Origin of the sequence: Spirosoma sp. 48-14, assembly GCF_001898575.1 — a bacterium.
Classification (GTDB): domain Bacteria; phylum Bacteroidota; class Bacteroidia; order Cytophagales; family Spirosomataceae; genus Spirosoma.
The window spans coordinates 33,684-48,634 of record NZ_MKUD01000037.1 but is presented as its reverse complement, the minus strand read 5'-3'; the positions used below and the strand labels follow the sequence as shown (position 1 = coordinate 48,634).

Below are 14,951 nucleotides of genomic sequence, written 5' to 3'. Positions count from 1 at the left end.
TGTTTTGGAAACAATCAGACTACCTGCTTAACCCCATCTTTGCAGCAGAAACTCATGCCAGAAGAAATGATAGGCCATGAATAGCAGCGAAAAGAAGGACATACGTGTTATAAACTCTATACCTCAACTCCATAAGGTTCTTGGCTTGCCTGAACCGGAGCATCCGCTTGTCAGCGTAAACGGCTTGATTACAGGAAGTTCGTTTCAAGAGCTGAACGCCAAACCCGTAGTGTATAATTTCTATTCAATCTGCATCAAGAAAAACTTTACGGGAAAAGTCCGGTATGGGCAGACAAATTATGACCATGATGCAGGTATGCTCAGTTTTTATGCCCCCGGTCAGGTGACCTCGACCGAGATTTCAGACGATGGCGATGCAACCGGGCACTGGCTTATTTTTCATCCCGACCTGGTACGAAATTACCCGCTCGCCAGCAAACTAAACGAGTACGGCTTCTTCGCCTACGCGACCCATGAGGCTTTACACCTCTCCGCTAAAGAGGAACAACAGATCGAAAAAATCTGGGACGACATCCGACGTGAATATCAGAGCAATATCGATTCGTTCAGTCAGGATGTTATCGTATCTCATATTGATCTGTTACTGACGTATTGTAATCGGTTTTATAATCGTCAGTTCATCACGCGCAAAAAAGTAAACCATGATATTCTGATCAAATTTGAAGCGTACCTGAACGACTATTTTGCGGGTGATGCCCATTTGCAGCAAGGACTCCCCGACGTCCATTATTTCGCCGGGAAGCTATTTATCTCCGCTCAATACCTGAGTGACCTGCTCAGAAACCTTACTGGCCTGACCACCCAGCAGCATATCCACAATCATATTATCGAAGTAGCTAAAAACAAGTTGATACAGACCAATTTGTCAGTGGGTGAAATTGCCTACTCGCTTGGATTCGACTACTCACAATCCTTCAATAAGCTCTTCAAAAATAAAACGGGCATGTCGCCCGGCGAATTTAGAAACCTGAATTAACCATCACATTACCAGAATGAAAAAGACAGTATTGATAACCGGAACATCGTCCGGTTTCGGGGCTGCTGTTGCCCATTTTTTTGCCGAAAAAGGCTGGAATGTTATTGCTACCATGCGGGATACCCATAAAGCGGGCGATCTTCGGAATAGCGATAATGTGCTGATTACCAAACTGGACGTGCAGGATGCCGTAACGATTGAATCGGCAATTGCGGCTGGTATTGAGCGTTTTGGTCGCATCGATGTCGTGGTCAATAATGCGGGGTATGGCCTGTTTGGCATTTTTGAGAGCGCATCGCGTGAGGCTATCCAAACGCAGTTCGATGTCAATGTGTTTGGGGCAATGGATGTCACGCGGGCTATTCTCCCGCATTTTCGCGCCAATCATGCAGGAACCATCATCAATATTAGTTCGGGGGCCGGGGCCATTGGCTTCCCAATGGCATCGATCTATAGCGCGTCGAAGTTTGCGCTGGAGGGTTTTTCCGAAGGTCTGCGCTACGAACTGGCATCGCTGGGCATACGGGTAAAAATCATCGAGCCGGGAGGAGCCATGCAAACCGGCTTCATGGCCCGTGTTGGAGGAGAAAGCACTGGACTTCAGCTAATCGAGGACTATCTGCCGTTTCTGGGGAAAATTGGCAAGGTCTATGGCGGTATGCAGGAAGCGGCTGATCCCGACGCCGTTGAAAAGGTCGTAGCAGCCATCTTCGAAGCCGCCACCGACGGCACAGACCGGCTCCGGTATACGCCAACGAACGATATTCTGCCCATTCTGAATGCCCGACGCAGTTCATCGGAAGAAGCCTATCAGTTGTTCACCAATAGTCTCTTCGTTTCACAAAACGAGTAAAACGGCGAGCCATTAATCCCTCATTTTTCGAGTCATCACGATGAAAACCATCTTAATTACCGGGGCATCATCCGGTCTTGGCAAAGCAACTGCCAAACTTTTTTGGCTAAAGCCCCTGATGTCATAGCCCCCTATAACTAACGGCTTAACGTTGTCGCAGAAGATTTTCGGAAGAGTGTAGCCGCTCAGTTTGCTATTTAGGGCTTGTGCTCGCGGAGGCAGTATAACGTAGACAAACACCCGTAAGGTAAATGAAGAAGCACGCTTCTTTGTTTACCTTACGGGTGTTTACTGGCAGTGAACTTACCTTTAAAGGGAAACTAACCGTTCGTTAAAGCAGAAAAGAATCTATGGAAACTGACCCCGCTTTATTTCATGCATTCCTGAATCGCTTCAGGGAAATCCCGGACACCGATTTTGACCTCATCGGTCAGTTTATGCAGTTCCGCAGTATTAAGGCTGGAGACACGTTACTGGAGCAGGGCCGAACGGCCAAAGAGCTCTTTTTTGTTGCCAGCGGTATACTCAAAATTGTTTCTATTTCGGAGAAAGGGAATGAGGTCATCCAGTTCTTCGTAAAGGATAATAAGTTCTGTACCATCCTGTACAGCTTTATGGGAGAGGTTGCTTCGCAGGAGGGTATTGTTGCCGCTACCGATGGAGTCGTGTTTGTCTTTTCAAAACAACGACTCAATAGCCTCTACCAACAGCTGCCTTATTTTAAAGACCTTGTAGAGACTATTACGCAACAGGCCCTGATGGACAAAATCAAGATCCGCAATAATTTAATGGGAGAAGAAGCGACCACCCGATACCTTAAATTCATTGCGCAGCAGCCCCATATTATTCAGCAGGTTCCGCTTAGTGATGTGGCTTCCTATCTGGGTATTACGCAACAGTCACTCAGTCGAATCCGAAGGAATATATCGCTCCTATCGACAAAGCAACGTCCTTAGTGCGCTGCATTCAATTACTGAGCAGCAGTAGTCAATCGGCTATACCAATACCGTTCCTCCATCGATGATGAAGGTTTGCCCGGTGGCAAACGATTGTTTCATCAGGAACAGATAGGTCTGGGCAATGTCGTCGGCATGACCTACGCGTTTGACGAGCAGCGAACTACCAACGGACTGATAAAAGTTCTCCCTTTCCTGCGGTTGCATACTATTCCAGAGATTGGTTTGAATAACGCCAGGTAAAACGACATTAACCCGAATGGGGGCCAGCTCAACGGCCATGGCACGGCAAAATCCTTCCATCGCCCCGCAAATGCTGGCAGCCAACGCCCAGCCAGCACCGGGGCGTTGGCTGGCAATGCCGCTGGTCAGACCAATTGAGCCGCCTTCGTTGATCAGGGGAGCGCCGTACTTAACGGCAGCCAGCGCACCCCAAAAGCGGAGGGTAAAGAAGTCTCTGGCTTTTGTCAGGTCGGTATTTTCGATTGTAGTCAGATTAAGGTTTTCGGCGGCTGTATATACCAGATGGTCAAAGCGACCAATACGCGCAAAGAAGTCTTTAGTATTTTCTTCGCGGCTCAAATCAACGGCGTATCCACTGCTTCCGGCCGGTAATTCCGTTAATGCTTCGTCAATACGGGCTTGATTACTTGACGCAATCACGATCTCAGCACCTTCTTCGGCGGCTGCTTTGGCGGTTGCCAGACCAAGCCCCGAACTTCCTCCCAAGATAATGACCCGTTTGCCCATCAAATTGCTTATGTGTTGTGCGGTTTCCATATACTAGCTGTTTTTGACGACAAAAATCCTGACTATGCTCGGCAAGCCATTTACCAAATGGTAAAAAGGGAATTCGTTATGCTGGAATAGTTGTATGCGCTCTGACCGATTTTGACCAGGTACAATTTCAGAGCTGGAAGCTGTTTCTAAAAGATGTCCAGACCGGCCAGGACGAATAATGAAAATCGCTTGTCCATTTCGGCTCGTACGCGTAGAACAATGGGCTTCGTTGCTTATAGAGGCATAACGAACCATTAAGATGACCCGATTTGCCGTTGTATTGTTGATCAGCCTGTTATCGGTTGCCGGGCTACAGGCGCAGGACGTTAGTTGGAAAAAAGTGAAGGTGCTAGTGTATACTAAAAATGGCAAAGGCTACGTACACGACAATATTCCGAATGCCATTCAGTGCGTCCAGAAGCTTGGCCAGCAGTACGGCTTCAACGTCGATTCCTCTGACCAGCCTTCCGTTTTTACCGAAGATAACCTGAAACAATACACGCTGCTGGTGTTTGCCAGCACCAATAACGATGTGTTCGATACTGATGCTCAGCGTCTTGCTTTTCGGCGGTATATTGAAGCGGGTGGTGGATTCGTGGGTATTCACTCCGTTATGGGCACCGAACGCAACTGGGCGTGGTTCAAACGGATGATTGGTGGCACCTTTGCCTGGCATCCGAAATTCCAGAAGTTCAAAATTGAGGTCATCGACACAAAACACCCTTCAATGAGCGGATTGCCGAAGATCTGGGAGAAAGAAGACGAATTTTATTTTACCAAAAATATGTCGCCTGGCCCTACCGTCATCATGGCGAATGATCTGACGTCACTCAATCAGGACGAGCCTGAGAAAGTCAAGATGTTTGGCGGTTCGTATACCGAGTTGTATCCTTCTGCCTGGTATTACAATTTCGATGGTGGGTACACCTGGTGTACAACGCTCGGCCATGCGAAAACCGATTATCTAGACGATCAAACGTTTATTAAGCACATCTTTCAGGGTATCCGGTACGTAGCCGGGCAAGTGAAGAAGATCGACTTCGGCAAAGCTTATGCCGACTCGCGCGACACGCCCATCCGGTAGAAAGTTGGTTCCGTAGCCGATTAGTTTTCCCGAAAAACGAACTTACTGATCTAGAAAAAGTTTTTCCCCATTTCCTATGATTTATTCGCTTAAAACAGGCTTTATACTGACAAGTCTTCTGGTTATATCGGGCCAGGTAATGGCCCAACAGACGAACACCGTTGGGCTGGATACGATAAAGGTAGTAGCCCCCGGTGCTACGCTTCAGAAGATATCGAGCCAGTTTACATTTACCGAAGGGCCAGCTGTCGACAGGAAGGGAAATATCTTCTTTACCGATCAGCCAAACGATAAAATCTGGAAATACGATACCGATGGAAACCTGTCGCTCTACATGGACAAAACCGGACGATCCAACGGGCTGTATTTCGATAAAAAAGGCAATATCATTTCCTGTGCTGATGAAAAAGACGAATTGTGGTCGATTAGCCCCGATAAGAAAGTGACGGTACTGATGACTAATTTTCAGGGGCAGCGCATGAACGGGCCAAACGATTTGTGGATTGACTCCAAGGGTGGGATTTACTTTACTGACCCCTATTACCAGCGTGACTACTGGGAGCGGAAGAAGCCGGATATCGACGGGCAGAAAGTATATTATCTACCCAAAGGTAAGTCGGAAGCGATCCTGGTCGATGGTGATTTAAAACAACCCAATGGTATTGTTGGTACGCCCGATGGGAAATACTTGTATGTAGCCGACATTCGGGACAGCAAAACCTATAAATACGAAATTGGCCCCGATGGAATGCTTCGCAATCGTCAGTTATTTATTTCGCAGGGTTCCGACGGCATGACGCTCGATAGCCAGGGGAATTTGTATATCTCAGGCCGTGGGGTAACCGTATACGATCCATCGGGAAAGAAACTGGGTAATATTCCTGTTCCTTCGCGTTGGGTGGGAAACATTTGCTTTGGTGGGAAAAAACGGGATATGCTGTTCATCACTGCTTCAGAGTCGATCTATACGTTACCCATGCGAGTAAAGGGCGTAGAATAAATGATCTGCAAGCGTTCGCTTTGAGGCTACCCTAAACAGAAATCGGGGAAGAGAGTTGGGTGTGTATTAACAAACCAAATCTGCTAAGCATGAATCCAGAACAAAAGCCCGTTCTTCACCAGACAGTAGCCCAATTGGAAGCCACACGGTCGATGATCAGCAGCCTACAGGGGCAGGTCGACGCCAATCATCCAGATGCAGACCGGGTGGGCGATGCGCTCCAGCACCTGTCAGCGGCAATCGCCAGTTTGCAGCGTATCCATTTCGGCCTGGAATCTGACTTTAGCTACGACGACTAATCAGTAGGTGAGTAAATAGACAGGAAAATTAGTCTTCCTCTGGTTTTTTGAGGATCTGTACGACTTTACCGTTTTCGACAAGCTTGGTCTTCAGGAAGTTGTGCTTTGGCACTGCTACCAATAATAAGGGCTGTGTAGCGATTAATTGTGGGTGCTGGGTCAGCGTTGTATCCGCTAGCCGTATATAACGTACTGTTAAAACTGAATCCTGAACAAAGACTTTGCTGATCGAAAGCTTAGGGGGCTTGGTTGTAGGAGGAAGAACAATACCAATTGCCGCTTCTTTCGTGAAATTTATAGCATCGGGCCGTTTAGTTGTAACGGCTGGATTAAAAACCTTTTCAAAAGCTTCGGTTTCGCTGAGCACAAATACGGTAGGCTTATTCTTATTGACCGATGCCTCACTGCTCAGCGTATATCCGTTAAGTAAGCGATAGGCTAAGTTGACCTGTGCAAAGGTAAGTACAGTGATAAACAGACTGATAGATAAAAAAAGAGGAGTGCGTAAGCGACGGCTCACGGAGGTAATCAACACCATAATCAAACAGTATAATCGACTGGAAATTATAAAATTAACGCCAGATTACCGGATTCGGTGTATATATGAACAGAAAAAGATAGATTATTTTGGCTGTTATGTTACTCAATCGATTGGATTACGTACAGTCATGCCAGCTACATTGAAACAGGAGTTTTGATTATCGCTTTTGCATTCAAACAGGTCGAACGATTCAACCCCCTTGTCCAGCCGTTCGAAATACAGAATAAAGGGTACTTTTTCATCATTCTTAATATCACGGGTTTCGGGCGATATAGGAATCCCTTCGGTCTTGACAAGGGCATAGGTTTTCTTGCCATCGGATGTTGCCAGCACGGCCTTCGGGTTGAAGGAAATACTACTGGTGCCGTAGTAATTATTGTCGTGGCCGTGAGGGTCTTTACCGAAGTTCATGTACAACACTGTATAGCTGGCCGTCAGGCGAATATCGGTGACTTTAATGTCCGGGTCCTGCGAATGCCCTAAGCCCCCCTGCGGATCTGGATACAGACGTTGTTGATAGCCCGCAATCGGCTGGTTGGCCTGATAATATTCGGCACCATCGGCAGGAGCATTCACGGCCGTCGGTCGATGAGTGGAGCAAGCCGAGAGCAACAGTAAAAGAGGGACGATCGCTTTCATAGGTTTAAATTAGATGCTTTCGCCCAAATAACCAATAAGTAATGAACAATGTATAATGCAAAATGTATAATGAATAAGGGCACTACGACAATTATTCATTGTACATTTTGCATTATACATTGTTCATTATTTGCTCACTAATACGTTGGCTGATAACGTTTCCCAGATCTGATCATAAACAGAAATAGCCGACAGTGATTTCCCAACGTTTCGACTACTGACAAAAACTGGGTGATGTTCGGGGGCCGTACCGACTCGTCCGTGAGAGCCCTTTACGAGGTTAGCATCCAGCGAGATAACGTCCATCAAGTACCGGAAGCCAAGTAGCTTGCGCCCCAATTTGTAGCCCGCTCTCAGTTTAATGAGCGGGTTCGTCTGGTCCATAAACATCTCTACAGGGTCGTAACCTGGCTTTTGGTGGATGGCTACCAGTCGGGCATAATCGGGAGCGCGTGCGTCGTCCAGCCAGTAGTAATACGTAAACCAGCTACGGGCATCGGCTACTACGACCAGATCTCCCGACCGCTCGTGATCGATATGGTACTGCTTCTGTTGCTCTTTGTCCAGTACCAACTCGATACCGGGCGTTTTTTCGAGTAATGAACGAACCTTATCAAATACCGACTGATCATTGATGTATACGTGGGCAATCTGATGATCGGGTGTAGCAAAGGCGGGGGAAGCACCCGCATCGAACACTTCCAGTCCTCGTTCTTCCCGGTAGCGGATCATACCCGCTTCGCGCAGGATGCGGTTAATATGAATCGGGTTATCGACGTTCGTGATGCCATACTCCGACAACACAATCACTTCGGCGCCTTCTTTCTCGTAATACTGAATCAGGTCGCGGCAAACGTCGTCGATCTCGCGCAGATCATTGGCAATTTTCGAAAAGTCCTGACCGAATTTCTGGAGGCAATAATCCAGATGCGGCAGGTAAATCAGGGTTAAAGTCGGGTGGTGCCACTTATCAACCAGCGTAGACGCATCGGCAATCCATCGGCTACTTTTTATGGTAGTGGCTGGGCCCCAGAACTGAAAAAGTGGAAACGTACCCAGCTCTTTCTGTAGTCTATCGCGAAGGTCGCCGGGGTGGGTGTAGCAGTCGGGGATTTTCAGGCCATCGGATGGGTACTGGGGGCGGGGCGTGGCCGAAAAATCAGCGGTTGAGTACATATTGTACCACCAGAACATCTTGGAAACTGTAAAATTGGAGTCAATCTTCTTCGCCCGTTCCCAGATTTTTTCACCTGCTACCAGCTTGTTCGACTGTTTCCAGAATTTCACTTCGGAGTCTGTTCGGTCGTACCAGCCATTGCCGACGATGCCCGTTTCGCTGGGCCATTTACCCGTTACATAGGTCGATTGAACAGAGGTCGTAACAGCCGGAAGCATCGGGTCGATGGTTGCCTGATGTTTGCTGGCAAACCATTGTTTCAAAAAAGGTGTGTGCTCGCCAATGAGCGAATACGACAGCCCTACAACGTCGAGTACTACGGTCTTTTGCATGGTTATCTGAACGAAGGAAAATCTGCTATAAAAGTATAGAATCTGCCAGTAGAACGGTTTTGAAGGCCGTTATGGTTCTCTGCAATAAAGCGCGAAAATGGTTATTCTACCATACTGATTACTAGGTTGGCCTGATAGTGTCTGATATAATTAAATCGTTAACTCCGGTTTGGATAATGGTAATGATAAGGTAAGAGTTGGTTAAAATTCAGTTAAAACGCGGGCACTCTCTTTGCAACTCATAACTACTCAGTTGTCAAATGAAAAAAGGCCTACTATTTAGTGCTATCCTTCTATTTTTAGTTAGTTTTTTCATCAATCGAACGAATGCTCAAACGACACAAGCTTCTATTTCGGGGGTGATCTCTGAAAAAGAGAAATCACCACTACCCGGCGCTACGGTTCAGGTGCGCAACGAATCGACCGGATTTACGACCGGAACGGTAACCAATGCCAAAGGGGAGTACGCATTTAAGGAAATTCCTTTAGGCGGTCCCTATACCATCCGGGTTACGTTTATTGGCTATGGTGAACAAAAACGGTCCGGCTACATGGTCAATCAGGGCGACGCCATCCGCATCAGCCTGACCATGCAGGAAGCCGATCAGTCGCTCGAAGTGGTGCAGGTAGTGGCGTCGGGGCTGAAAAACAAGACCGACAATCTGGGAGCGGCTACGGCTATTAACGCCAAAACACTGATTTCGATGCCCGTCAATGGTCGGAATTTTACGCAGCTCGTTAACCTGTCGCCCCTCACCAACAGTAGCGGTAGTCTGTCGGGGCAGCTTGGTTCATCCACCAACTACACCATTGATGGGATGACAGCCAAAAACCCAACGTCGGCCGGAGCAACAACCAGCCGTAGCGGTGCTCCGTACTCCATCTCGATTGAAGCCGTTCGGGAGTTCAAGGTCATCACCAACCAATATGATGTGGTTTACGGCCGGGCTGGGGGCGGTCTGGTGAGTGCCGTAACGAAGGCAGGAACGAACAGACTAACCGGGAGCGTATTCAACTACACCCGCGCCAACTGGCTGTCGAGCAAGTATGACATTCGCGGTAACGTACGCAACGTACCATTCTCGACCAATCAGTTTGGGTTTTCGTTAGGCGGCCCGATTATCAAGGACAAACTACACTACTTCGTTGTATGGGATCATCAGCAGGATTCGCGCCCGCTCATTATTGCCGACGTACAGACTCCGCTCGACGAAAGCCGCTTTAACGTGACCAATGCAACACTCAATCGCTATGTAGACATTGCCCGTAGCAAGTATGGGGTAGCTAACACACAGCAATTTGGTACGTTTCCCAAAAACCGGGGCACCGACGCAGCCTTCGCCCGCATCGACTGGCAGATCAACGCCAATAACCTGCTGACGATCCGCGACAACTATACCAACGATCGGAATAAATTAGGATTGGCCGACAATACAGCTATTAACATTTATGAGTCGTACGGGAACGATTACAACATTGACAATAGCTTGCTGGCTACGCTCCGCACGACGGTTTCGCCTAAGATTACCAACGAACTGAAACTTCAATACCTCTACACCTATCAGAAAAGTGCTCCGGGCGATCAGTTGCCAGCCGCCAATATCCCACGTAATATCGTAGAGAACGTCACATCGACGGTGGACGGAAAAACGTTGTCGACCAATATTCAGATGGGTGGTCATCGCTTTGCGCAGGAAGGGTTTACGAACAATGTGCTGCAACTGGTCGACAATTTTTACTACAATACCGACCGGGTACAGTACACGTTCGGCGCCGATCTGATGTACACACATGCTAAATCGCTGTATGGCAGTGAAGTAAATGGTCGGTTTCATTTCATCAACGACGCGTCCGGGTCGGCACTCGATAATTTTAATAACCTCAAGCCGTATCGGTTCTACCGCGAGGTGCCCCTCGTAGCCGATCCGACCGTTTACGGCAATATATATAACCTGGGCGCTTACGGACAACTCAGCACGCACTTGCGACCAGAACTGGAAATGACCGCTGGACTGCGTTTCGACTATTCGATTTACCCCAAAGCCCAGTTCAATCAGGTGGTATTCGATGATCTGAAACTCCGTACCGACAACCAGATCAAATCCTTTATTGCGCAACCGCGTATCCAATTTAACTGGGACGTTAATAACGAACACCGCACGTTTATCCGGATGGGAGCCGGGGTATTTGCGTCAGATATTAACAACTACATGCTGATCAACAACCTGACCTTCGATGGTAAGCACTTTGCTACGGTCGATGTGCGAGGAGCCAACGTACCGACGCCAGATTTTGCAGCCTACCGGCAAAATGCTTCCAGTATTCCGACACTGACCCAGTTTCAGGTGCCAACCATCAACATGACTGGCGCCGACGCTAAAATACCCGTGCTCTACAAGGCCAACGTTTCGTACTCGCGCTTCCTGACGGATCGGTTAAAAGTTGGTGTGTCGGGGTACATGTCGCTGGGACGTAATAACTATATGTACATCGACCGGAATATGGTGGCAGAACCATTCTTCCGGCTGGCCAACGAAGCGAATCGGGGTGTATATGTACCGCTGGCTTCTATGCCGACGACAGGGGTGGGCGACTGGCAGCAGGGGCGGATCAGCAATCGACTGGGGCGGGTGCTGGAACTGAACAGCGAAGGCCGGGTGAATCAGTTTGCGGCTGTAGTTGATGCTACGTGGCAATATTTCCGGGATGGCGAAATCACGGCGAGCTACACCTGGAATGATACCCGCGACAATGTTACTTACAATGGTAACGTGGCCAACACGGCTACGCTGGTGTTGCCTGTAAAAGATGATCCACGCAATCTCAGCAATATGACGTATTCCGATAACCATTTCCGTAACAAGGTTGTCGTATACGGTACGTTGCCGTCGTTCTTTGGCGTTACGCTAGGCTTCCGGTATACGGGTATTGGCGGTACACGCTACTCGCTGCTTTCTGGCGCTAATACCAACGGTGACTTTGTTGCGACTAACGATCTAGCTTTTGTATTTGATCGGAACAATCCCGAAGTAGCCGCCAACGTTCGGACGGGTCTGCAAGCGCTACTCGATAACCCTGCTGCCAGCCAGAGTCTGAAAAATTACATCGAAGCGTATTCTGGCCGGATTGCCGAGCGGAATGGTGGAATCAATGGTTTCTATGGTGTACTGGACATCCGGGCGCTGAAACGGTTCCGATTCGGTAAGAATTACGCCCTTGAACTATCGGCTGATGTGTTCAATTTTACGAATCTGCTGAAAAGAGATTGGGGGACAAACAAGTCACTGGGTACGCAGGCGCTGTATGCGTTGAGTGTTCCTGCAACGAGTACGACAGCTGCCTTACCGGGCTTCAACGCAGCAGTGCCGCAGTATAATTACCGGGTTAACAATACAGGAGCCGTTACACCTTCGGGCGATCCATTCCAGGTTCAGCTTGGCGCACGCTTCAGCTTCTTCTAAGCCAGAACGACAAAGCCCCTGGCAGGATACCCCGGTTCTAAGACTTTTCTCGAATGAAGAGAACGTTTCTTTAGACGTTGTCTGAGTTAGTCAGCTTACAGCATTTTCCCATGTAGGGTGAGGGCAGATTCTCAAATCTGCCCTTGTGCGGTTTCTCAAAACCGAACGGTTTGTCTGACTCGGTTTTGAGAAACCGTACAGGGCAGGTTGTAAGAACCTGCCACCACGAATACATGATTCGCGGCCCAGGTAGCAAAATCTACTCTAGTTGCTCAACGACCCATTTCATCTCGCGCTCGATGGAGTCGACCAGATCTTTCTTCAGATCATCAGGCAATACGCCCCAGGTGTAGGTTTCTACTTCGAGCTGATTAGTAAAGCGTCGTTCAGCCTGGAGCCGCAGCACCTCCACAATGTCGTCCTGAGTAGATTGCAGAACACCATAATCGGCCACAAACAGAGGGACGTGGAAATGGGATCGCCATTCGCTGTGCGATTCGTTCAAAGCGGCAAGGGCTTCTGGTAAATCCGGGAATCGGACCAGTGTATTGTCGGTTGAGCGGGCAACGACCTGATGCAGATAGGTCGGTTCGTTGAACTGCTCGAAAGCCTGTCGAACGGCGGTACGGCCAGCTGGATCATCCGGGTATTGCGCTTTTAGAGCTGCGCTAATCTGGATTTTACCGACCCGTAAACCATATTCTTTCAGCTTGTCAAGTACTTCGGCCGGGCGTTCGTAGCCCACCGCAAAATGACAGACATCGTAACACAACCGAACGTGTTCGCAGATAGTAGCCTCCGCTTCGGCATCAGTCATCCCAAATTCGTTGGTGAGTTGCTCGATGCCCATGGGCAACAGATACTCCGTAAACCAACTGATAAATTCATCCGCCGTCTCGATAACCCCATCGGGTTCAGGTTCCAGATCGAGGTGCATAAGCCGGTCGGTTTGCTTGTGAAGCCGGACCAATTCTGCTACCACTTCGAGGATATTCTGCGTAGTAAGCGAAAAGATATAATCGCGGGCGGCAGGCTGTTGCCACTCAAACCAGTACCGATAGGAGAGGGGCGATGTCGATACGCTACCCTGAATGGCATTGCCCAGCTCATCAACGGGTAACAGCACGGAGAGCAGACGGAATAACCGTTTGGTATACTCAACCCGCGCTTCGGTTGTCCAGTCGGGCGCATGCACCTGATCTTTCACGATTGTATCATGGAAACCACCAAACGGAAATCCGTTCATCGTGTACACATAGCAATCGTTTTGGGCGAGCCAGTGCTGAAAAGCAATCAGGTTTTCGGGAAGCTCAAGTTCTTCACTGGCCTGGTTCGACAGGCGGAGGCCAATACCAAATGGAGCATTGGGCGATAAGCGCTGCTTTAACTCGGGTATAGCCTGCTGGATGGCCGCAAAATGATCGGCCCAGCTTTCTCCCGCATGAATGTTGGTGCAATATCCGAGGTGGCCCAGCGATGTTTTCATAATAAGCGTTATCCACAGAACCTTAACGAAGACAGCATCCGAGTGCCGTCGTACCTGTTGTTAACGAAACTGGGTTGATTAAAGGATAGCTGACAATTCGTTTTCCCGTAGCGTTGCGATCGCCTGTCGAATGCGGGTTGTATCCATCTCGTGAACTTCTACCCCCTTACCGATAGCGCTTAACAACATGATGGTCAATTGACCACCCAAATGTTCGCGGAACTCCGAAAGACCTTTTAAAACCCCTTCGCTGTCGTTAAAGTCGAGCATGGGGTGGTAAAGTGAAAAGCCAAGCGTTCGCAGGGTACCAAGTATCCGGTTTACGTCGGTATCACTAATCCAGCCTAACCGATTTGAATATAAACTATCCATGGCGATACCAATCGCTACGGCTTCACCATGCCGGATTTCAAAATCGCTTAACTGTTCGAGTTTATGCGCGCTCCAGTGGCCAAAATCCAGTGGCCGTGATGAACCCATTTCGAACGGATCACCCCCGGCAATATGGTCGAGATGCATTTGGGCACACCGATGAATGAGATAATGCATCGCTGTCATGTCGCGGGCAGCCAGTTGTTCGGCATGTTGTTCGATCCACTCAAAAAACGAGGCATCTTTAATCAACGCTACCTTAATGGCCTCCGAAATACCTGCCCGCCAGTCGCGATCATCCAATGTGGTCAGAAACTGACTATCGTTGAATACGGCTACAGGCGGTACAAACGTGCCGAGAAAATTTTTCTTGCCCCGATAATTGACGCCATTCTTGACCCCGACGCCCGAATCGTTTTGCGATAGCACCGTAGTCGGAATCCGAATATGGCGAATACCCCGGTGTGAAATAGCAGCCGCATACCCAACCAGATCGAGCAACGACCCGCCACCCAGGGCAACCACATACGAATGGCGGTCAATACCGTACAGATCAACAGCATTGACAATTGTTTCGACAAAATCAGGGTCGTTTTTGGCTGTTTCACCACCTGGTATCACCAGTATGTCCTGGATAAGTTCCAGATTATCAGATTCCTGAGCGAAGTACTGGGCAATGTCTGTCTGTAAAGAGGGATGGGCCGCAATAACGCCCGAATCAATAACAAAAAGGAGCTTTTTACGAGAACCTCCGGCCAATTGTTGCTTAAAAAAGTCGGCAAAAATAGTATTGGTCGAATCGAAAAGTCGCTCGGTAAAAAAAACACTATACGAAAAGCGTACGCTAAAAGACTGGTGCAAATGATCCATGAACGGATAAAGCCAGTTGAGTAATACTGTCTTTACCTACCAAAAATACAATCCAATCCTTTATGGTTCATTAAATGGGGGAAAATTAGCAGGGAGAATGGGGC

The 14,951-nt window shown here is 48.6% G+C and carries 13 protein-coding genes; 7 read left to right on the top strand and 6 right to left on the bottom strand.

Annotated features, from left to right (window positions below):
* Positions 1 to 145: 145 nt before the first annotated feature.
* The 3 genes from BGO59_RS19135 to BGO59_RS19125 all read left to right on the top strand — a co-directional run bounded on the left by BGO59_RS19135 (position 146) and on the right by BGO59_RS19125 (position 2,806).
* Complete coding sequence (locus tag BGO59_RS19135; RefSeq protein ID WP_293685708.1) at positions 146 to 997, top strand: AraC family transcriptional regulator; 852 nt, start codon at positions 146 to 148, stop codon at positions 995 to 997.
* Positions 998 to 1,013: 16 nt separating this feature from the next.
* On the top strand, positions 1,014 to 1,850 hold the full coding sequence (locus BGO59_RS19130; protein WP_293685706.1) for an SDR family oxidoreductase: 837 nt from the start codon (positions 1,014 to 1,016) through the stop codon (positions 1,848 to 1,850).
* Positions 1,851 to 2,200: 350 nt separating this feature from the next.
* The gene (locus BGO59_RS19125; protein ID WP_293685704.1) at positions 2,201 to 2,806 is read left to right on the top strand and encodes a Crp/Fnr family transcriptional regulator; all 606 of its coding nucleotides are present in this window, start codon (positions 2,201 to 2,203) and stop codon (positions 2,804 to 2,806) included.
* Between the two features lie 39 nt (positions 2,807 to 2,845).
* Here BGO59_RS19125 and BGO59_RS19120 read toward each other — a convergent pair whose 3' ends face one another.
* Positions 2,846 to 3,586, bottom strand: coding sequence for an SDR family oxidoreductase (locus tag BGO59_RS19120; RefSeq protein WP_293685702.1), 741 nt, complete (start codon positions 3,584 to 3,586; stop codon positions 2,846 to 2,848).
* Positions 3,587 to 3,845: 259 nt separating this feature from the next.
* Between BGO59_RS19120 and BGO59_RS19115 the strand changes: the two genes are divergently transcribed.
* The 3 genes from BGO59_RS19115 (at position 3,846) to BGO59_RS19105 (ending at position 5,969) form a co-directional block, all read left to right on the top strand.
* Positions 3,846 to 4,670: a ThuA domain-containing protein gene (locus tag BGO59_RS19115; RefSeq protein WP_293685700.1), complete on the top strand. Its 825-nt coding sequence runs from the start codon at positions 3,846 to 3,848 to the stop codon at positions 4,668 to 4,670.
* Between the two features lie 76 nt (positions 4,671 to 4,746).
* The gene (locus BGO59_RS19110; RefSeq protein ID WP_293685698.1) at positions 4,747 to 5,670 is read left to right on the top strand and encodes an SMP-30/gluconolactonase/LRE family protein; all 924 of its coding nucleotides are present in this window, start codon (positions 4,747 to 4,749) and stop codon (positions 5,668 to 5,670) included.
* A gap of 89 nt (positions 5,671 to 5,759) precedes the next feature.
* A complete protein-coding gene (locus tag BGO59_RS19105) occupies positions 5,760 to 5,969 on the top strand; it encodes a hypothetical protein (protein WP_293685696.1) in 210 nt (69 codons plus the stop codon).
* 28 nt (positions 5,970 to 5,997) lie between these two features.
* Here the strand turns inward: BGO59_RS19105 and BGO59_RS19100 are convergent, their stop codons facing one another.
* From BGO59_RS19100 to BGO59_RS19090, 3 genes are all read right to left on the bottom strand, one after another.
* Positions 5,998 to 6,489, bottom strand: coding sequence for a hypothetical protein (locus tag BGO59_RS19100; RefSeq protein WP_293685694.1), 492 nt, complete (start codon positions 6,487 to 6,489; stop codon positions 5,998 to 6,000).
* Positions 6,490 to 6,612: 123 nt separating this feature from the next.
* On the bottom strand, positions 6,613 to 7,149 hold the full coding sequence (locus BGO59_RS19095) for a hypothetical protein (RefSeq protein WP_293685692.1): 537 nt from the start codon (positions 7,147 to 7,149) through the stop codon (positions 6,613 to 6,615).
* 126 nt (positions 7,150 to 7,275) lie between these two features.
* On the bottom strand, positions 7,276 to 8,658 hold the full coding sequence (locus BGO59_RS19090; protein ID WP_293685690.1) for an alkaline phosphatase family protein: 1,383 nt from the start codon (positions 8,656 to 8,658) through the stop codon (positions 7,276 to 7,278).
* A gap of 260 nt (positions 8,659 to 8,918) precedes the next feature.
* Between BGO59_RS19090 and BGO59_RS19085 the strand changes: the two genes are divergently transcribed.
* The gene (locus BGO59_RS19085; protein WP_293685688.1) at positions 8,919 to 12,119 is read left to right on the top strand and encodes a TonB-dependent receptor; all 3,201 of its coding nucleotides are present in this window, start codon (positions 8,919 to 8,921) and stop codon (positions 12,117 to 12,119) included.
* A gap of 259 nt (positions 12,120 to 12,378) precedes the next feature.
* Here the strand turns inward: BGO59_RS19085 and eboE are convergent, their stop codons facing one another.
* Positions 12,379 to 13,605: a metabolite traffic protein EboE gene (gene eboE, locus BGO59_RS19080; RefSeq protein ID WP_293685686.1), complete on the bottom strand. Its 1,227-nt coding sequence runs from the start codon at positions 13,603 to 13,605 to the stop codon at positions 12,379 to 12,381.
* Positions 13,606 to 13,683: 78 nt separating this feature from the next.
* Positions 13,684 to 14,847: a 3-dehydroquinate synthase gene (locus BGO59_RS19075; protein ID WP_293685684.1), complete on the bottom strand. Its 1,164-nt coding sequence runs from the start codon at positions 14,845 to 14,847 to the stop codon at positions 13,684 to 13,686.
* Positions 14,848 to 14,951: the final 104 nt, after the last annotated feature.

What these genes read in the sequence shown, in the direction of transcription:
- BGO59_RS19130 (WP_293685706.1), top strand. Translation starts at nt 1,014, where the DNA reads ATGAAAAAGACAGTATTGATAACCGGAACATCGTCCGGTTTCGGGGCT.
- BGO59_RS19125 (WP_293685704.1), top strand. Translation starts at nt 2,201, where the DNA reads ATGGAAACTGACCCCGCTTTATTTCATGCATTCCTGAATCGCTTCAGG.
- BGO59_RS19120 (WP_293685702.1), bottom strand. Translation starts at nt 3,586, where the DNA reads ATGGAAACCGCACAACACATAAGCAATTTGATGGGCAAACGGGTCATT.
- BGO59_RS19115 (WP_293685700.1), top strand. Translation starts at nt 3,846, where the DNA reads ATGACCCGATTTGCCGTTGTATTGTTGATCAGCCTGTTATCGGTTGCC.
- BGO59_RS19110 (WP_293685698.1), top strand. Translation starts at nt 4,747, where the DNA reads ATGATTTATTCGCTTAAAACAGGCTTTATACTGACAAGTCTTCTGGTT.
- BGO59_RS19105 (WP_293685696.1), top strand. Translation starts at nt 5,760, where the DNA reads ATGAATCCAGAACAAAAGCCCGTTCTTCACCAGACAGTAGCCCAATTG.
- BGO59_RS19095 (WP_293685692.1), bottom strand. Translation starts at nt 7,149, where the DNA reads ATGAAAGCGATCGTCCCTCTTTTACTGTTGCTCTCGGCTTGCTCCACT.
- BGO59_RS19090 (WP_293685690.1), bottom strand. Translation starts at nt 8,658, where the DNA reads ATGCAAAAGACCGTAGTACTCGACGTTGTAGGGCTGTCGTATTCGCTC.
- BGO59_RS19085 (WP_293685688.1), top strand. Translation starts at nt 8,919, where the DNA reads ATGAAAAAAGGCCTACTATTTAGTGCTATCCTTCTATTTTTAGTTAGT.
- eboE (WP_293685686.1), bottom strand. Translation starts at nt 13,605, where the DNA reads ATGAAAACATCGCTGGGCCACCTCGGATATTGCACCAACATTCATGCG.
- BGO59_RS19075 (WP_293685684.1), bottom strand. Translation starts at nt 14,847, where the DNA reads ATGGATCATTTGCACCAGTCTTTTAGCGTACGCTTTTCGTATAGTGTT.